Origin of the sequence: Streptomyces achromogenes subsp. achromogenes, assembly GCF_000720835.1 — a bacterium.
In the GTDB taxonomy this organism is placed as follows: domain Bacteria; phylum Actinomycetota; class Actinomycetes; order Streptomycetales; family Streptomycetaceae; genus Streptomyces; species Streptomyces achromogenes.
In genome coordinates this window covers 16,020-34,582 of the sequence record NZ_JODT01000047.1, presented here as the reverse complement: position 1 = coordinate 34,582, position 18,563 = coordinate 16,020, and the positions used below count along the sequence as shown (strand labels likewise).

At 72.5% G+C, this 18,563-nt stretch carries 15 protein-coding genes; 6 read left to right on the top strand and 9 right to left on the bottom strand.

The genetic code is table 11. The features are described from left to right. Positions 1-62 precede the first annotated feature (62 nt). Entirely contained in the window at positions 63-425 is a 363-nt protein-coding gene (locus tag IH25_RS0133520; protein ID WP_030619566.1) for an ArsR/SmtB family transcription factor, read from the top strand. Beyond that, the gene (locus tag IH25_RS0133515; RefSeq protein ID WP_030619562.1) at positions 426-1,061 is read left to right on the top strand and encodes a pyridoxamine 5'-phosphate oxidase family protein; all 636 of its coding nucleotides are present in this window, start codon (positions 426-428) and stop codon (positions 1,059-1,061) included. A 103-nt stretch (positions 1,062-1,164) separates the two neighbouring features. Here IH25_RS0133515 and gltX read toward each other — a convergent pair whose 3' ends face one another. Further along, entirely contained in the window at positions 1,165-2,547 is a 1,383-nt protein-coding gene (gene gltX / locus IH25_RS0133510; protein ID WP_030619558.1) for a glutamate--tRNA ligase, read from the bottom strand. 167 nt (positions 2,548-2,714) lie between these two features. Continuing rightward, entirely contained in the window at positions 2,715-3,149 is a 435-nt protein-coding gene (locus tag IH25_RS0133505) for a hypothetical protein (RefSeq protein WP_051754342.1), read from the bottom strand. Positions 3,150-3,320: 171 nt separating this feature from the next. On the opposite strand from IH25_RS0133505, the gene IH25_RS0133500 reads away from it, so the two are divergent. Together IH25_RS0133500 and IH25_RS0133495 are read left to right on the top strand one after the other, a co-directional pair. Next, entirely contained in the window at positions 3,321-5,390 is a 2,070-nt protein-coding gene (locus IH25_RS0133500; protein WP_030619555.1) for an NAD(+) synthase, read from the top strand. A 90-nt stretch (positions 5,391-5,480) separates the two neighbouring features. Then, positions 5,481-7,277 (top strand): potassium channel family protein, encoded by a 1,797-nt coding sequence (locus tag IH25_RS0133495; RefSeq protein ID WP_030619552.1) that lies wholly within the window; start codon positions 5,481-5,483, stop codon positions 7,275-7,277. A 4-nt stretch (positions 7,278-7,281) separates the two neighbouring features. Here the strand turns inward: IH25_RS0133495 and IH25_RS0133490 are convergent, their stop codons facing one another. The 3 genes from IH25_RS0133490 to IH25_RS0133470 form a co-directional block, all read right to left on the bottom strand. Then, complete coding sequence (locus tag IH25_RS0133490; RefSeq protein WP_394298459.1) at positions 7,282-8,337, bottom strand: methyltransferase domain-containing protein; 1,056 nt, start codon at positions 8,335-8,337, stop codon at positions 7,282-7,284. A gap of 546 nt (positions 8,338-8,883) precedes the next feature. Continuing rightward, positions 8,884-9,732 carry a helix-turn-helix domain-containing protein gene (locus tag IH25_RS0133480; protein ID WP_030619540.1) on the bottom strand — a complete coding sequence of 283 codons (849 nt, stop codon included), beginning with the start codon at positions 9,730-9,732 and terminating at the stop codon, positions 8,884-8,886. Between the two features lie 373 nt (positions 9,733-10,105). Next, entirely contained in the window at positions 10,106-11,911 is a 1,806-nt protein-coding gene (locus IH25_RS0133470) for a S9 family peptidase (RefSeq protein ID WP_030619538.1), read from the bottom strand. 187 nt (positions 11,912-12,098) lie between these two features. On the opposite strand from IH25_RS0133470, the gene IH25_RS0133465 reads away from it, so the two are divergent. Continuing rightward, a complete protein-coding gene (locus tag IH25_RS0133465) occupies positions 12,099-12,878 on the top strand; it encodes a class I SAM-dependent methyltransferase (protein ID WP_030619533.1) in 780 nt (259 codons plus the stop codon). A 43-nt stretch (positions 12,879-12,921) separates the two neighbouring features. Continuing rightward, on the top strand, positions 12,922-13,713 hold the full coding sequence (locus tag IH25_RS0133460) for an SURF1 family protein (protein WP_209445406.1): 792 nt from the start codon (positions 12,922-12,924) through the stop codon (positions 13,711-13,713). Positions 13,714-13,843: 130 nt separating this feature from the next. On the opposite strand, the gene IH25_RS0133455 is transcribed toward IH25_RS0133460, so the two are convergent. The 4 genes from IH25_RS0133455 to IH25_RS0133440 all read right to left on the bottom strand — a co-directional run bounded on the left by IH25_RS0133455 (position 13,844) and on the right by IH25_RS0133440 (position 18,429). After that, entirely contained in the window at positions 13,844-14,941 is a 1,098-nt protein-coding gene (locus IH25_RS0133455; protein WP_030619528.1) for a hypothetical protein, read from the bottom strand. 113 nt (positions 14,942-15,054) lie between these two features. Continuing rightward, the gene (locus IH25_RS0133450; protein WP_078844556.1) at positions 15,055-15,735 is read right to left on the bottom strand and encodes a SigE family RNA polymerase sigma factor; all 681 of its coding nucleotides are present in this window, start codon (positions 15,733-15,735) and stop codon (positions 15,055-15,057) included. A gap of 323 nt (positions 15,736-16,058) precedes the next feature. After that, positions 16,059-17,141: an aspartate-semialdehyde dehydrogenase gene (locus IH25_RS0133445; RefSeq protein ID WP_037656146.1), complete on the bottom strand. Its 1,083-nt coding sequence runs from the start codon at positions 17,139-17,141 to the stop codon at positions 16,059-16,061. A gap of 16 nt (positions 17,142-17,157) precedes the next feature. Beyond that, positions 17,158-18,429 carry an aspartate kinase gene (locus IH25_RS0133440; RefSeq protein ID WP_030619521.1) on the bottom strand — a complete coding sequence of 424 codons (1,272 nt, stop codon included), beginning with the start codon at positions 18,427-18,429 and terminating at the stop codon, positions 17,158-17,160. Positions 18,430-18,563 lie beyond the last annotated feature (134 nt).

Sequence of the window (18,563 nt, the reverse complement as noted above, 5' to 3'; positions counted from 1 at the left end):
ACCTCGCCTCCCTCGCTCCGGTGCCGCCGGGCCGCGCGAGGCGGGAGGATTCTGGAGGCAGGATGCGAATGACGGAGGAGACCCGGCTGCCGCAGCCGGACCTCGCCACAGTGGAGATCGGCACCGTGCTGCAAGCCCTCGCGGACCCGGTACGGCTGCAGATCGTGCGGCTGCTCGACACCGTCGGCGAGGCGCCCTGCGGCGCGCTGGAGCTGCCGGTGGGGCGCTCCACCGTCTCCCACCATCTGCGCACCCTGCGCGAGAGCGGCCTCGTCGAGACCCATCTGCGGGGCAACACCCGGGTCAGCCGGATCCGCGGCGAGGAACTGGAGCGGCGCTTCCCCGGCCTGCTCCCTTCCGTCCTGGGCGCGCGGCCGGCCGCGCAGGGGACAGCGGCCGCGGACGGCGGGGAGGGGGAGCGCTAGATGGGACGGTTCGCCCACCTCGCCTACACGGACAGCGTGCGCCGCGTCCAGGAGGAGCAGGGCAGCGGCCTGTTAGGGGTGCGCGCCCTCGCCCAGCCCGACACCGGCCCGGACGAACTCGGCCCCGACGAGGCCGCGTTCCTCACCACCCGGGACGGGTTCTACCTGGCCAGCACGGGTGAGACCGGCTGGCCCTACATCCAGTTCCGCGGCGGCCCCGCCGGCTTCGTCCACGTCCTGGACGAGCGACGGCTGGCCTGGGCGGAGGTGCGCGGCAACCGGCAGTACATCACCACCGGCAATCTGCGGACCGACGGCCGGGTCGCGCTGTTCTTCATGGACTACGCCCGGCAGGCCCGCCTGAAGCTGCTGGGCCGGGCCCGCACCCAGGGGCTCGACGAGGACCCCGCGCTCACCGAACGACTCGACAAGCCGCGCACCGACGGCAAGGTGGAGCGCCTGATGATCGTCGAGGTCGAGGGCTTCAACTGGAACTGCCACCAGCACATCACCCCGCGCTACTCCGAGGAGGAGCTGGAGACCGCCCTCCGCCCCGTCCGCGCCCGCATGGACGCCCTGGAACAGGAGAACGCCCGCCTGCGCGCCCGCCTCGCCGAACTGGGCGAGGCGGACTGAGCCGAACCCGCCGGGACGCACCGAACCCGGCAACCCGGCGACCGGGACCGAGCCGTACCCGGCGGGACGCACCGCCCCCGGCCCGCGTCACCGGCGAAACGGCCTACCGCGGCGCGCCCCGCCCCGCCAGTCTCCGGATCGCCGTGTCCAGCCGGGCCAGCACCCGGCCCCGGCCGAGCAACTCCATGGACTCGAACAGCGGCAGCCCGACCGTGCGCCCGGTGACCGCGACCCGGACCGGCGCCTGGGCCTTGCCCAGCTTCAGCCCGTGCCTCTCCCCCACGGCGAGCAGGACGCCCTTCAGCTCCTCGGCCCGCCAGCCGGCGACGGCGGCCAGTCCGGCGCGGACGTCCGTGAGGATGTCCCCGGCCCCCTCCTTCATCGCCTTGGCCCACGACGCCTCGTCGTCCACCGGCTCGTCCAGGAACAGGAAGTCCACGTAGCCGGTGATCTCGGAGAGCCGCGTCAGCCGGGTCTGTGCGAGGGAAGCCGCCGCCTCGAAGACGTCCTTGTCGAACGCCTCCGGCCGCCACGGGGCGTACGGGGCGACGAGCCACGGCACGCAGGCGGCGGCGAACTGCGCGGGCGCCAGGGCGCGGAGGTACTCGCCGTTGAAGGCGGTCAGCTTCCTCACGTCGAAGAAGGCCGGGGCGGTGTTGACGTCCTCGATCCGGAAGAGCCGCTCCAGCTCCTCGTACGGCATGATCTCCCGGTCACCGCCCGGGCCCCAGCCCAGCAGCATCAGGTAGTTCACCAGCGCCTCGGGCAGGAAGCCCTCGGCGAGGTAGTCCTCGAGCGCCACCTTGTCCCGCCGCTTGGACAGCTTCTGCCGCTTCTCGTTCACGATCACCGGCAGATGCGCCCACACCGGCGGCGTGGCGCCGAGCGCCTCCCACAGCAACTGCTGCTTGGGCGTGTTCGACAGATGCTCCTCGCCCCGGATGACCTGCGTGATGCCCTCGTCCAGGTCGTCCACGACGTTGGCGAGCAGAAAGACCGGGGAACCGTCACCGCGGGCGATCACGAAGTCCTCGATCGCGCTGTTCGGAAACGCCGGCTCGCCGCGCACCAGGTCGGCGACGACGGTCTCCCCCTCGTCCGGCGTCCGGAACCGCAGCGCCCGCCCCGCCGCGTACCCGAGCCCCCGCTCCCGGCAGAACCCGTCGTACCCGAGGTGCTCCGACCCCGTACGCTCCTTCAACTGCTCCCGGGTGCAATCGCAGTAGTACGCCCGCCCCGCCGCGTACAGCCCCTCGGCCGCCTCCCGGTGCCGGTCGGCGTTGTGCGACTGGAAGTACGGCCCCTCGAAGGCCGGGTCCTCGTCGTGGATGCCGATCGCCGCGAGCGCGCGCACGATGCCGTCGATCCACTCCGGCTTGTTCCGGGCCGCGTCGGTGTCCTCGATCCGCAGCACGAACCGACCGCCGGACTGTCGCGCCACCGCCCAGTTGTAGAGAGCGGACCGCGCACCACCGACATGGAACATGCCGGTAGGAGACGGAGCGAAACGCACACGAACCGGACCAACGGACATGCGCCCCAGCGTACCGAGACCCACCGTTCGCCCCGGCGTCTTTTTTTCCGCCCGATGCGTTCCGGCCGTCCCCGCCGGGCGCCCCTGTGCCGGCGGTGCCCGACGCGGCCGCGACCCGCCTACGACAGGTGTCCCACCCTGGGCGGTTCGCCGCCGGTGCGAGCGTGTCGTGCGAAGCTGATCACTCCCGTCGCCGCGGCGGTCGCGGCGAGGCTGCCGAGGGTCACCAGGCCCACGCCGATCACGAACAGGCCGCTGGCGTCGTCGGACCAGTCGTAGTACGCGGCGGCGGTCAGGCCGGCCGAGGTGCCGAGGACGGCGGCGAGGGGGTGGCGGCGGGCGGTGGCCCAGTACACCGGCGCCAGCTGGGTCAGGACCAGTCCGATCACCTGCCACGCCTGGTACGGGCCGGTCGTCGTGCCGTCGGCCTGGACGTCCCGCTGCTGGTCCCAGCCCAGCCAGCCGGCCCATGCCAGGGGCGCGACCACGGCGGGCGCGAGGACCGGCAGTGCCCTGAGGACGATGCGTTTCGCTTTCCCTGCTCCTTTTCGCATACCCCCACCGTCGCGCCGCGCCCCGCCCGCGCACAGAGCGCATCTACTCAGCCGCATCCGAGTACGTGCCCGGTGGCCGCCCCGTACCTGCCCGGGTCCCGGGCTCCGCGCGGCCGGGATCTAGGCTTCCCTCAGGAGGAGATTCGCTTCGTCAGTGCGGTCTGTTGAATCATGAAGGAAGCCCCGTTGAACTTCTGGTCGCTGTACAGCCACGGCTTCGCGCGCATCGCCGCGTGCACGGGCCACACCGTCATCGCCGACCCGCACGCCAACGCCGAGGCGGTCCTGCGCCAGGCCCGCCGGTGCGCGGACGAGGGCGTCGCCGTCGCCGTCTTCCCCGAGCTGGGCCTGACCGGCTACTCCATCGAGGACCTGCTCCTCCAGGACGCGCTGCTCGACCAGGTCGAGGCGGCGCTCCACACGCTCGTCGCCGGCTCGGCCGAACTGCTGCCCGTCCTGGTCGTCGGCGCCCCGCTGCGCCACCGCCACCGGATCTACAACTGCGCGGTCGTCGTCCACCGGGGCCGCGTCCTCGGCGTCGTACCGAAGTCGTACCCGCCGAACTACCGCGAGTTCTACGAACGCCGGCAGATCGCCGACGGCCACGACGAGCGGGGCGGGACCATCCGCGTCGCCGGCGCCGAGGTGCCGTTCGGGGTGGACCTGCTGTTCGCCGCCGAGGACGTGCCCGGGCTGGTCCTGCACACCGAGATCTGCGAGGACATGTGGGTGCCGGTGCCGCCCAGCGCCGAGGCCGCCCTCGCCGGCGCCACCGTGCTGGTCAACCTCTCCGGCAGCCCCATCACCGTCGGCCGGGCCGAGGACCGCGCGCTGCTGTGCCGCTCGGCGTCCTCCCGCTGCCTGGCCGCCTACGTCTACGCGGCGGCCGGCCTCGGCGAGTCCACCACCGACCTGTCCTGGGACGGACAGACCATGATCTACGAGAACGGGGTGCTGCTCGCCGAGTCCGAGCGCTTCCCGCTCGACGACCAGTACACCGTCGCCGACGTCGATCTGGACCTGCTGCGGCAGGAACGCCACCGGATGGGCACCTTCGACGACAACCGCCGGGCGCACGCCGCGCGCACCGGGGACTTCCGGACCGTCTCCTTCGAACTGGACCCGCCGCGCACCGACCTCGGGCTGCGCCGCCGCGTCGAGCGGTTCCCGTTCGTGCCCGCCGACCCCGACCGGCTCGCCCTGGACTGCTACGAGGCGTACAACATCCAGGTCGCCGGGCTCCAGCAGCGGCTCGCGGCGATCGGCGGGCCCAAGGTCGTCATCGGCGTCTCCGGCGGGCTGGACTCCACGCACGCGCTGATCGTCGCCGCCCGGGCGATGGACCGCGCGGGCCGCCCGCGCAGCGACATCCTGGCCTTCACCCTGCCCGGCTTCGCCACCAGCGACCACACCAAGGACAACGCGCACAAGCTGATGCGCGCCCTCGGCGTCACCGCCGCCGAGCTGGACATCACGCCGACCGCCCGGCTGATGCTGAAGGAGATCGGCCACCCCTTCGCCGCCGGCGAGCCGGTCTACGACGTCACCTTCGAGAACGTCCAGGCGGGCCTGCGCACCGACTACCTGTTCCGGCTGGCCAACCAGCGCGGCGGCATCGTGCTGGGCACCGGCGACCTCTCCGAGCTGGCGCTCGGCTGGTCCACGTACGGCGTCGGCGACCAGATGAGCCACTACAACGTCAACTCCGGGGTGCCCAAGACCTTCATCCAGCACCTGATCCGCTGGGTCATCTCCAGCGAGCAGTTCGACGACGAGACCGGCAAGGTGCTGTCCGCGATCCTGGACACCGAGATCAGCCCGGAGCTGGTGCCGGGCGAGGAGATGCAGTCCACCGAGTCCAAGATCGGCCCGTACGCGCTGCACGACTTCACCCTCTTCCAGGTGCTGCGCTACGGCTTCCGGCCCTCCAAGATCGCCTTCCTGGCCTGGCACGCCTGGCACGACCCGCAGGCCGGCGCCTGGCCGCCCGGCTTCCCCGAGGCCAAGCGGGTGGCGTACGACCTGGCGGAGATCCGGCACTGGCTGGAGGTGTTCTGCCGCCGCTTCTTCGCGTTCTCGCAGTTCAAGCGCTCGGCGATGCCGAACGGCCCCAAGGTCTCGGCCGGCGGCTCGCTCTCCCCGCGCGGCGACTGGCGCGCGCCGTCCGACGGCAACGCGGAGTCGTGGCTGCGCGACCTGTCCCGCTTCGACTTCGAAGCGGCGGCGGCCGAGGCCCGCTAGCCGCCTGGAACCGGGCTCCGGCTTCGGCCACTCTTTCCTCCCGTGGCGAGCGTTCCGTATCAGGGGGGACCGGGGGTCCCGCAGGGGCACATGGTGGTGTGCGGTGACGACGGGCTCGCGCACCGGCTGGCCGCCGAGTTGCGCGGGGTCTACGAGGAGCAGGTCACCCTCGTCGTACCGCCGGACCGGCGCATCGCGCGGCCTCCGGTGGTCGGCCGGGCCCGGGCCGCGTCGGCGGCGCTGTTCGACCGGATGGTCAGCGCCGCGGTGGGCACGGTCGGCCGGACGGGCCCGCCCGGGCAGCCCGCCGGCCCGGCCACCGCCCAGCGCGCGGACGGCGAGCGGGTACTGGAGGCCGACGAGCCGACCGAGGCGGTGCTCGCGGAGGCCGGGGTGGCGCGGGCCGCCGCGCTGGCCCTCGTGTACGACGACGACGAGACCAACATCCGCGCCGCGCTGACCGCCCGCCGGCTCAATCCCCGGCTGCGGCTGGTCCTCCGGCTCTACAACCGGCGGCTGGGCCAGCACATCGAGGAACTCCTCGACCAGGCCGCCGCGCTGGCCGCCGGGGACGGCGCGCCCGGACCGGACTCCGGGATGGAGGCCTCGACGACCGTGCTGTCGGACGCCGACACCGCCGCGCCCGCGCTCGCGGCCACCGCCGTCGCCGGCACCAGCAGGGTCGTCCAGACCGAGGGCCTGCTGCTACGGGCCGTGGAGCGCCCGCTGTCCGGGGAGGACGGGGCCGGACCGTCCACCCTCGCCCTGCTGTCCGTCGGCGAGCAGCCGCCGCTCCTGCTCCCCGGCGACGAGGACGTACGACGGGCCGCCGGCCGGCAGGCCGTGGTGCTGGAACACGTCTCCTCCCCCACGGACGCGGAATCCGCCGCACCCGCCCGCCGGCTGACCGGCGTCATGCCGCTCGCCTCGCTCTTCTCCCGGCGGCTGCGCTGGTCGCTGGCCGGACTGGTCGGCTGCGTGGTCGCCCTGGCCGTCACCCTGTGGCTGGTCACCGGCATCCATCCGCTGCGCGCCTGCTACATCACCCTCCTGGACCTGTTCGCCATCGACGACCCGGCGTTCAAGGAACCCCTCGGCCGCCAGATCCTCCAGCTCCTGTCCGCCCTCGTCGGACTGCTCCTGCTGCCGGTGCTGCTGGCCGCCGCGCTGGAGGCGCTCGGCACCTTCCGCACCGCCTCCACCCTGCGCCGGCCGCCCCGCGGGCTGAGCGATCACGTGGTGCTGCTGGGCCTCGGCAAGATCGGCACCCGGGTCCTCACCCGGCTGCGCGAGCTGAACGTCCCCGTGGTGTGCGTGGAGTCCGACCCGGAGGCCCGCGGCCTGGCCACCGCCCGCCGGCTGCGGGTGCCGGTGGTCCTCGGGGACGTCACCCAGGAAGGCGTCCTGGAGGCGGCCCAGATCCACCGGGCGCGGACGCTGCTCGCGGTGACCAGCGCCGACACCACCAACCTGGAGGCCGTGCTCTACGCCCGCACCGTCCGCCCCGACCTCCGCGTGGTGCTGCGGCTGTACGACGACGACTTCGCCACCGCCGTCTACCGCACCCTGCGCGCCGCCCACCCGAACGCCCTCACCCGCAGCCGCAGCGTCACCCATCTGGCCGCGCCCGCGTTCGCCGGGGCGATGCTCGGCCGGCAGGTCCTGGGCGCGATCGCGGTGGAACGGCGCGTCCTGCTCTTCGCGGCGGTCGACGTCGACGGCCACCCCCAACTGGAGGGCCGCACCCTGCGCGACGCCTTCCACACCGGCTCCTGGCGCGCCCTGGCCCGCCTGGGCCACCCGGACACCTCCTTGGACCACGTACTGGAGAAGGGCGACCGCGTGGTCGTGGCGGCGACCCGGAGGGGCTTGGCGGAACTCCGCTGACTCGTCAGAGGGACCAGCCCGCGGAGGGGTCGTCCAGCCAGGCCCGCCCGCCGTCGGGGGTGACGGTAAGCCCGAACCGCTCGACCGGCGGACGCCCCCGCTCCACCCACCACGCGTAGGCGGCCTCCACCTCGTCCCACAGCCTTCGGCCCCCGTACTGCCAGACGGTGTACGCACGGGCACCCGGGGTGCCGTCCCAGTCCACGGCGGCCCACGACCTGGCATCCGTGGACGCCACCCACAGTCGCCTCTCGACGCCCGGAACGTCCGGCCGTTCGTGCCAGGCGTGCCACACGTCCGGCAACCGCAGCCCGACGGCGAACCGGGCGTCGGTATCCGCGCCGGCGACGAGCCACGGATCCAGACCGGTCCCCGACTCCTCGGGGGTGTGCCCGTCCCGCACCACATCGCGGTAGATCCGCAGGTCCGTACGCTGCCCGCGCATCAGCATGAACGCGGAGTACGGCGCGAAACGCCCGGAGGCGACCCCGTCGCCGCCCACGTGCAGACGCAGCAGCCCGTAGCAGAACCAGGGCGTCTCCCAGGGCGTGAGGACGATCCCGCCGGGCCGGGTCTGCTCCACCCACGCGTAGGGCAGGCGACGCACGGAACAGGTGGCGATGATCCGGTCGTACAGTGCCGAGGGCGGGTGTCCGCCCGCACCGTCCGCCACTTCCACCGCCGGGTGCAGGCCCAGCGCCTTCAGGGAGCGGGCGGCGGCCCCCGTGAGCGCCGGGTCCACGTCGACGCTCGTCACGTTCCCGTCGCCGAGCAGCGCGGCGAGAAGACCGGCGTTCCACCCCGTGCCGGTGCCGATCTCCAGGACCCTGTGCCCAGGACGCGCGTCGAGCATCCGCAGCATACGGAACACGATGGCCGGCGCGGAGGCGGACGACGACGGCCAGACATCACCATGTCGCGGCTCCCGGCCGTCATTGACCTGCGTGACAACCGGCGCGTCAGCGTAGGCGGCAGCGAGCCAGCGCGCGGGTTCCGCGTCACGGTCGCAGGTCACCCAGTCACCTTCTTCGTCCAGCCAGACCTTCCGGGGCAGGAACATGTGCCGAGGGACACGGCGGAAGGCGGCTTCCAACTCGGCACTCAGAGGCCCCAGTTCCTCCCCGAGGAGGCGGAGCAGACCACACGCGGCGGCCTGCTCCTCAGTGCTCATGGCGTACATGCCGAGGCTCAGCCCTTCTTGCGCTTGGGGTCGGGCGGAGGCGAAGGCGGAGGGTGTTTTCCCATACGACGGTCTCCTTTCTCCGGGCGAAACCCGACACGGTCACGACAGTCCGCGAGCGACCCGCCCGCTCCGATCGCCTTCGGCCAACCGCTGAAGCACCATCTGGCGACGCACGGCCCGCGTCAGAGGACCGCTGCCGTCGGTCACGTAGACGGCCCTGGTGATGCCCGCCTGATCGACTGCGACGTAGGTGGTGGGGCTCTGGGGCAGGGCAGCACGCAGCAACATGCGAGTCTCCGGGTGATAGGCGCGAGCGTCGTGTCGCGGACGTGGTTCCGGGCAGGTCCGCAGCAACGGAACCGGACAGGACCGTACGAGGAGTGCGAGCCGCGCCTCAATGAAATTGCGGGGAATTGCGGAACATCAACCGATAGAGGTGATCGCCGCGTTGATCAGCGCGCGAGCGGCATCACCGTAGACAGCAAGCTTTGCCAGCTCCCCGAAGGCGCGGCGATAGTCGGCAAGTTCGCGTGGCTGCACCACGTTGACCACGGCCGTGAGGGTTTCGACCACGCTACGCGTGCCGTCATGGAGGTAGAACGCCTCCAGCGGCCACATGGTCCGTTGAGCGGTGAAGGGGATGATGCCAAGGGAGACGGAGGGAAGCGTCATGACGGTCAGCAGGTGACTCAGCTGTCCGGCCATCGTCTCGGCGTCGCCGACGCGGTAGCGCAGGACGCACTCCTCCATGAGCACGACGAACCGGTGACCACCCTCGTACAGGAACCGGCTGCGGGCGACGCGGGCAGCGACTGCCTCCGAAACGTCGTTGGGGGTGCCTTGGAAGTCGGTGATGGCCTCCATCAGGGCCGTAGCGTAGGCGGGAGTCTGGAAGAAGCCGGGCACGACGTTGGAGACATACGCGCGGGTGACGCCGGTCTGCGCGTAGAGGTCGTAAAAGTTCTCTTGCGTCTTACGCATGCCGGTCCGGTGGCTCCTGCGCCACTCCACGTACATCGAGTCGACCGCGCGGGCCGTGGCGATGAGGTCGTCTGCCTGGTCGGCAGCACCGCAAGCCGTGCACCAGGCGCGGATGTCCGCGTCGGTCGGCTGGACTTCCGCTTTCTGGATGCGGGTGGTCTTCGCGGGGTGCCAGCCGCACCGGGCGGACAGTTCCTTCCCGGTGAGGCCGGCGTCCTGCCGAAGGTGCGTGAGACGCACAGCGAGCGCTTCACGGGCCGCTTGGGCACTGGAGAATGGCGGTAGAGCCATGACTCACGTCGTTCCAGGCAGAGCGATGTCCGACGCGCGGCGACGAGCCAACGTACCTGCTCCCCTGGCGACGAGGTTCACCGGGCCGGTCACGTCGTGCTCCCTGCTTATTGGACAGCTCGGTCCATGAAGTGATCGCCCCCCCGCCTTCACCCCCAGGATGAACGCGGCGAGCTTCTTGCGACTGGTCGGATGGGCGACGGCTTTCTACTGGTCGTGCGGTTCGCGTTGCGTGATCAGGCGGCGGTGACCGCCTTTGACGCGTTGTGCGCCGAGCCCCTGGAAGGGATCACGCGACACGAACCAGGCACGCTCGTGACGTTCCTCGACGCCCGTGCCGGGAAGCCGGCCCGGTAGGCCGAGCTCGATCCGGTCAGGACGGCAAGTGCCGGGCCGCGAAGTCCAGTTCCAACCCCACCTGCTTGATGCGTTCGTCCACCACCAGGGAGCCGTGGCCCGCGTCGTAGCGGTAGACCTCGTGGGTCGCGCCGCGGGCTTCCAGGCGTTTGACGTAGTTGTCGATCTGGCGGATCGGGCAGCGGGGGTCGTTGACGCCCGCCGAGATGTAGACCGGGGCCTTGACCTGGTCGACGTAGGTGAGCGGGGAGGACGCGGCGAAGCGGTCCGGGACCTCCTCGGGGGTGCCGCCCAGCAGGGTGCGGTCCATGGCCTTCAGGGACTCCATCTCGTCGTGGTACGCCGTGACGTAGTCCGCGACCGGCACCACCGCGATGCCCAGCGCCCAGGCGTCCGGCTGGGTGCCGATGCCGAGCAGGGTGAGATAGCCGCCCCAGGACGCGCCGGTGAGGATCAGGCGCGCCGGGTCGGCGAGGCCCGAGGAGACCGCCCAGTCACGGACCGCGGCCACGTCCTCCAGCTCGATCAGGCCCACCCGGTGCTTGAGGGCGTCGGTCCAGGCGCGGCCGTAGCCGGTGGAGCCGCGGTAGTTGACGCGGACCACCGCGTAGCCGTGGTCGACCCAGGCCGCCGGGCCCGCCGCGAAGGAGTCGCTGTCGTGCCAGGTCGGGCCGCCGTGCAGGTCGAAGACCGTGGGGAGGGGACCCGTGGCGCCCGCCGGCTTCTGGACGAGGGCGTGGATGCGGCCACCGGGCCCTTCCACCCACACGTCCTCCACCGGCACCGACGGCGGGCACACCAGGCCCGGGGAGTCCAGCACCACACCACCCGCCGTGGACCGCACCGCCGGGGGCTCGGCCGCCGACGACCACAGGTACTCCACGCTGCCGTCGGGGCGGGCCGTCGCGCCGGAGACCGTGCCGGGCGGGGTCGGGATGCGGGTCAGCTCACGGGCCGCCAGGTCGTACCGGAACAGCTCGCTGCGGGCCTCGAAGCCGTGCACGACGAGCAGGGCCGAGCCGTCCGGATACCACTCGGCGCCGAGGTCGCCCGGCAGGTCCAGCTCCAGGTCCGTCTCCTCGCCGGTCGCCACGTCCCACACCATCGGCTCCCAGCGGCCCCGGCGCTGATGGCCGACGAGCAGCCGGGTGTCGCCGTCGACCGGGGCGAACCCCAGCACCTCCAGGCCCAGCTCCTCGACACCGCCCTTGGTGTCGTCCAGCTCGGCGACCGTCGTGCCGTCCGGGCGCAGCACCCGCAGGGCGGCGTGCATGGCGTCACCGTGCTCGGTGTGCTCGATCGCGATCAGCGAGCAGTCGTGCGAGAGGTCGCCGACGCCCGCCGACTCGCGGTGCCGGTAGATCTCCACCGTCTCCGCGCCCTCGCGCGCCAGGTGGATCGTCGTGCCGTCGTCGTCCGTGGAGCGGCCCACGACCGCCGTGCGGCCGTCGCGGGACAGGGCCAGGCCGGCCGGGTAGGACGGCGCCAGGCCGGGCACGGCCGGCTCGTCCGGGCCGCCCGTGAAGGGCTGGCGGCGCCAGATGCCGAACTCGTCGCCGTCCTTGTCGTCGAACCACCAGATCCACGCGCCGTCCGGGGAGAGCACGCCGTCCGTCGTGCCGTTCGGCCGGTCCGTCACCTGCCGCCGCTCGCCCGTCGCGCGGTCCCACGCGTACAGCTCGTACGTCCCCGTCGCGTTCGACACGAACAGGGCGCGGTCCGGCGCGTCCTCCGCCCAGTCGGGCAGCGAGACCCGCGGCGCCCTGAAACGCTGCTCCCAGTCCGGCATGTCCGGTGTGTCCGGCGTCCTGCTCTCACTCATGGCCCCAGTCATGCGCCCATACTGCCTGGCCGCGCCGATAATTGGGTGGCGGGTGTGCGCAGCCTGTGGATAACTTCCGCGCATGAGCGTTTCCGCCGCCTCCTCGCCCGTATCCGACGGATCCGGTGCCGCAGGTTCCCTCCCGTCCGCCTCCGTCCCCGACGGCTGGCGCGAGGACAACCGCGCCATGTGGGACGAGCGCGTACCCCTCCACCTCGCCAGCCCCTTCTACGACCTCGCCGGCTTCCGCACCCGCCGGGACGACCTGCGCGACTTCGAGACGGCGGAGGTCGGCGACGTCACCGGCAAGACGCTCCTGCACCTGCAGTGCCACATCGGCACCGACACCCTCTCCTGGGCCCACCGGGGCGCCGCCCGCGTCGTCGGCCTGGACTTCTCCGGGCCCGCCGTCGCCGCGGCCCGCGCCCTCGCGGCCGACCTCGGCTACGGCCCCGAGCGGGCGGCCTTCGTCGCCGGTGACGTGTACGACGCGGCCGAGGCTGCGCCCGAGCCGTCGTACGACATCGTCTACACCGGACTCGGCGCCCTGTGCTGGCTGCCGGACATCCGGCGCTGGGCGAAGACGGCGGCCTCCCTCGTCGCGCCGGGCGGCTTCCTGTACCTCGCCGAGTTCCACCCGCTCACCGAGTCCCTGGACGACGAGACCGGCACCCGGATCGTGCGGGACTACTTCGCCCGGGACGCGCAGGTGTGGGACGAACCGGGCACCTACGCCGACCCGGACGCCGCCACGGTCCACAACCGTAGCGTGGAGTGGCAGCACACCCTCGGGGACGTCGTCTCCGCGCTCGCCGCCGCCGGGCTGCGCGTGGAGTTCCTGCACGAGCACGACATCTCGCTCTTCCCGCGTTTCGGCAACTTCGAGGTCCGCGACGGCTACCACCGCTTCCCCGCGGGCCATCCGCGCATCCCGCTGATCTACTCCCTGAAGGCGAGCAAGAGCTGACCCGGGGCCGGGGTACCGGGGCGGGCGCCGTACCGTGGAGGGCGTGTACCGGTTTCTGCTGACACCCCGCTGGTGGGGCATCAACGTCTTCGTGCTGCTCGCCATCCCGTTCTGCGTCTTCATGGGGTCCTGGCAGCTGAGCCGGTTCGAGGGGCGGGTGCAGGACCACCGCGCCGCGACCGAGCAGGCCGCGTCCGACCGGGACGAGGCCGCCCGCCCGCTGGACTCCATGCTGCCCGTCGACAAGAGCACCTCCGGCCGGCGGGTCACGGCCGAAGGGCACTACGGCAAGCAGCTGCTGGTGCCCGGCCGGGAGCTGGACGGCAAGCGCGGCTTCTATGTCCTCACCCTGCTGCGCACCGACTCCGGCAAGGCGCTGCCCGTGGTCCGGGGCTGGCTGCCGGGCACGGCGGACCCCGCGAAGGCTCCCGCCCCGCCCGCCGGCGAGGTCACCGTCACCGGCGCGCTCCAGGCGTCCGAGACCCCGGGGGACAACGGGGTCGGCGCGCAGGGCGGACTGCCGGCCGGGCAGACGGCGGCGATCAGTTCGGCGTCGCTGGTCAACCTGGTGCCGTACCGGCTGTACGACGCGTGGGTGACGCTGGACAAGGGCGACGCCGGGATGAAGGCCGTGCCCGCGAGCGCGCCGAGCGGTACGGGACTGGACCTGAAGGCGTTCCAGAACCTCGGTTACACCGGCGAGTGGTTCGTGTTCGCGGGGTTCGTGGTGTTCATGTGGTTCCGGCTGCTGCGGCGGGAGCTGGAGTTCCAGCGGGACGCGGCGCTGGGCCTCGTCCCGGAGGACCAGGAGCGGACGCCGGTCCCGAGCGGCTGACCCAGAGCGGCCCCGGCGCCGAGCGGCCGACCCGGACCGGCGCCGGCCGAACAAGGCACCCGCCCGGGGCCACAAGGCTTGGGCGCCCGCCCGGGCCACAAGGCTCACGCCCCCGCCCGGGCCGCAAGGCCTACGCGCCCGCCAGCAGCCCCGTGTAGTACACCGTCCCCGCGCACGCCCCCGGTACCACCGCGGTCGCCGACGGTGCGCCGTCCTGCGCCGTGTGGGTGACCGCGACGCTGCCCTCGGCCGTGCCGCCCTCGGTGACCAGCTGCGCCGTGACGCCCGGCGTTCCGGTGCCGGTGTCGCTCGGTCCGCCGGTGGCGCCCGCCTCCTGGGTGGGCGTCGGGTCCGGTGACGGACCGCCCGTGCCGGAGCCGCCGTCGGTGCCCTCGCCGCCGGTGACGGGGCAGGTCTCGGAGGGGACGAAGGCGAACTTCTCCTCGTACGCCGCTCCGGGCTGGAGGACCAGCGAGGTGACCTCCAGGGAGGGGTCGGGCAGGGCCGTCGCCGCCTGGTCCCCCGCGGTGTGCCGTACGGCGACGACCTTGGCCGGGTCCGCGGCGCCCTGGGCCGCGGTGGTGACGCTGCCCGGGCCGGACACCGTACAGGCGGTACCGGAGACGTTGACGACGCGGAAGGTGCCGGAGACCACGCCCGCGGAGTCGGGGGCGTTCACGGTGCCGCCCGCGGAGCCCAGCCGGGCCGGCGAGCACAGGGGGATGCCGGTGTCCGCGCTGGCCGAGGGTCCGGCGCCGCCGGGGGCGCCGGCGCGGTGGCCGTCCTTGTGGTCCTTGCCGCCGCCCTTGTCCGGCTCCTTGCCGGGCGTGGTCTTTGTGCTCCCGGGCTCCTTCCCGGCGTCCTTGCCGACGGTGCCCTTGTCCTTGCCCTGGCCGGTGCCGCCCTGGGCCTGGGAGGTCTGGCCGGCCATCGCGGTGTTGGGGTCGGAGCCGCCGGAGTGCGAGACGTGCACCAGGGCGGGGATCGCGGTGCCGATGAACAGGGCCGCCGCCGCCATGCCGACCGCGGCCTGGCGCTTGCGGGCGCGGCGGGCGGGGATCGCCCGGCGCAGGTGCTCCAGGGTGTCCCCGCGCGGCTCGATGTCCTCCACCACCGAGTGCAGCAGGCGGCGCAGGTCCTCGTCCGCGTCGAGTGCGTCGTGGCCGTCCGGTGAGTCGGTGACCGGGCCGGGCCTTACGGGGCCCGTGCCGTCGGGGCCGTGGTTCACAGTTCCGTTCCCAGCGTGCGTTGGCGTGTGCGGTTGCCCGTGGCGGCGTGTCGGCTCGTGCCAGGCGTAGGGCTCGTGACGTTCATGGGAGTCGCCCCCTTCGGCGTGGTCGCTCATGCCGGTGTCCTCATGGCCACCCGCAGCGCGGCGATGCCGCGCGAGCCGTACGCCTTCACCGAGCCGAGGGATATGCCGAGCGTCTCGGCGACCTGCGCCTCGGTCATGTCCGCGAAGTACCGCAGCACGAGCACCTCGCGCTGGCGGCGCTGCAGGCCCTTCATCGCCTTGATGAGGTCCCGGCGCTCCAGCCGGTCGTAGGCGCCCTCCTCCGCGCTCGCCATGTCGGGCATCGGCTTGGAGAGCAGCTTCAGGCCGAGGATGCGGCGGCGCAGCGTGGACCGGGAGAGGTTGACGACCGTCTGCCGCAGATAGGCGAGGGTCTTCTCGGGGTCGCGGACGCGTCTGCGGGCCGAGTGGACGCGGATGAACGCCTCCTGGACGACGTCCTCGCAGGAGGCGGTGTCGTCGAGGAGGAGCGCGGCGAGACCGAGCAGCGAGCGGTAGTGCGCCCGGTAGGTCTCGGTGAGGTGGTCGACGGTGGTGCCGGCGGCCTCGGCCGTCGCGGCGCCCGGAGTCTCCTCGGCGCCGTCACGCTGACTGGGTATGCGGGCGGGCCGCGCTGCGGGCATGGGCGCGATCACCGGCATGCCGCCGGACGTGCGGGGCCGGAGCGCCGGACGCGGCCGCAGGGCCGCGCCGCCGGGGGCCACACTGAGTTCGAGTACCTCTGCCACGCCTGTTGGACACGCCTCCCCCCTCGGGGGTTGTACGTGCCGGGCGTCACATGTGCGACAACCGGCCGTGCCTCAAGTGCCGTCATGCGTCCCGCTCTTCCCTTATGTCCCATTTGAACGGGCGTCCCCACGCCCCGATCACGGCGTCCCCACGCCAGGATCATCACGCCCCCAGGCCCCGCAAGGGTGACCGCAAAGACGCTCCCCGCCCTCCGTACGGTTGCGGAAGGCGGGGAGACAAATCCTCTGCTGCCAAGAGAGACGGTTCAAGAGGATTGGACCATGCTCCCGGCCACAGTTCTTACGCGGACCCTACAAAGCCGTCAGACCCGGCCGGCCGCCTCGGCCGGTTCCCCGCCGGCCGGACCGGCGAGCAGCTCCGCGATCTGCACACAGTTCAGGGACGCGCCCTTGCGCAGGTTGTCGCCGCACACGAAGAACTCCAGCGCGGCCGGATCGTCCAGGGCCCGGCGCAGCCGCCCGACCCAGGTCGGATCGGTGCCCACCACGTCGGCCGGGGTGGGGAACTCGCCGGCGGCCGGGTCGTCGCACAGCACCACGCCCGGCGCGGTCGCGAGGATCTCCCGGGCGCCGTCGACGGCGATCTCGCGCTGGAAGCGGGCGTGGACGGTCAGCGAGTGCGTGGTGACCACCGGCACCTGGACGCAGGTCACGGCGACCGGCAGCGCGGCCAGGCCGAGGACCTTGCGGGCTTCCTCGCGCACCGCCAGCTCCCGCGCCGACCAGCCGTCCGCCCGCGGCGGCCCGGCCCACGGTACGACGTTCAGCGCGACCGGCTCCGGGAACGGCCCGGTGGCGTCCCCGACGGCCCGCCTGAGGTCCCCCGGCTGGGTGCCCAGCTCGGTCCCGGCCACCAGGGCCAGCTGGGCCCTCAGGGTGTCCACCCCGGCCCGCCCGGCCCCGCTCGCCGCCTCGTACGACGACACCACCAGCTCGCGCAGGCCGTACTCGGCGTGCAGCGCGCCCAGGGCGACGATCATCGTCAGGGTGGCGCTGCCGGGGCTCGCGACGATCCCGCGCGGGCGGGAGCGCAGCGCGTGCGGATTGACCTCGGGCACCACGAGCGGCACGTCCGCATCGGCCCGGAAGGCGCCGGAGTTGTCGACGACGACCGCGCCGCGCGCGGCGGCGACCGGCGCCCAGGCGGCGGCGACCTCCTCGGGCACGCCGAACAGCGCGATGTCGACCCCGTCGAAGGCGTCCTCCGTCAGGGCCGTCACCTCGGCCTGAGCCCCGCGCACGGACAGCTTGCGGCCGGCCGAGCGCGCGGAGGCGATCAGCCGGATCTCGCCCCAGATGTCCGCGCGCTCGGACAGGAGCCGGCGCATGACCGTGCCGACGGCCCCGGTCGCTCCCACGACCGCGAGCGTCGGCCTGCCGGTCATCGGGCCGTACCCCGGCTCATCGGCCGGTGCCTCCGTAGACGACGGCCTCGTCGGAGTCGGAGTCGAGCCCGAAGGCGGTGTGCACGGCGCGGACGGCCTCGGGCACGTCGTCGGCGCGCGTGACGACCGAGATGCGGATCTCGGAGGTCGAGATCAGCTCGATGTTCACCCCCGCGTTGCTCAGCGCCTCGAAGAACGCGGCGGTGACGCCCGGGTTGGTCTTCATCCCCGCGCCGACCAGGGAGATCTTGCCGATCTGGTCGTCGTAGCGCAGCGATTCGAAGCCGATGCCGGGACGGTTCTTCTCCAGCGCGTCGATGGCCTTGCGGCCCTCGGTCTTCGGCAGGGTGAAGGAGATGTCCGTCAGCCCCGTGGAGGCGGCGGACACGTTCTGCACGACCATGTCGATGTTGACCTCGGCATCGGCGATGGTCCGGAAGATCGCGGCGGCCTCACCCGGCTTGTCCGGCACACCGACGACCGTGATCTTGGCCTCGGAGGTGTCGTGCGCGACACCGGAGATGATGGCCTGCTCCACCTTCTTGTCCCCAATCGGCTCATTGCTGACCCACGTGCCCTGGAGTCCGCTGAACGAGGACCGGACATGGATCGGGATGTTGTAACGGCGGGCGTACTCCACACAGCGGTGGAGCAGCACCTTGGACCCGGACGAGGCCAGCTCCAGCATGTCCTCGAAGGAGATCCAGTCGATCTTCCGGGCCTTCTTCACCACCCGCGGGTCGGCGGTGAACACGCCGTCGACGTCGGTGTAGATCTCGCACACCTCGGCGTCGAGCGCGGCGGCCAGCGCCACGGCCGTCGTGTCGGACCCACCGCGCCCCAGCGTGGTGATGTCCTTCTTGTCCTGGCTGACGCCCTGGAACCCGGCGACGATGGCGATGTTGCCCTCGTCCAGCGCGGTACGGATCCGGCCCGGCGTGACGTCGATGATCCGGGCCTTGTTGTGGACCGAGTCGGTGATCACGCCCGCCTGGCTGCCCGTGAACGACTGGGCCTCGTGGCCCAGGTTTTTGATCGCCATCGCCAGCAGGGCCATGGAGATCCGCTCTCCGGCGGTCAGCAGCATGTCGAACTCCCGCCCGGCAGGCATCGGAGACACCTGCTCGGCGAGATCGATCAGCTCGTCCGTCGTGTCGCCCATCGCGGAAACGACGACGACAACCTGGTTGCCGTTCTTCTTCGCTTCCACGATCCGCTTGGCGACGCGCTTGATGCCCTCGGCATCGGCTACGGAGGAGCCTCCGTACTTCTGCACGACAAGGCCCACGTGCGCTCCTCGCTCGGTTCGTTTGTGTCGGCTCAGTCTATCGAGCGTCCGAATTCCACCCACCTGCTCCCGCATGGTGAGACATCGTCCGCCCTGGTCCGACCCTGCCCAGCGGACCGCGCACCACTCCGAAA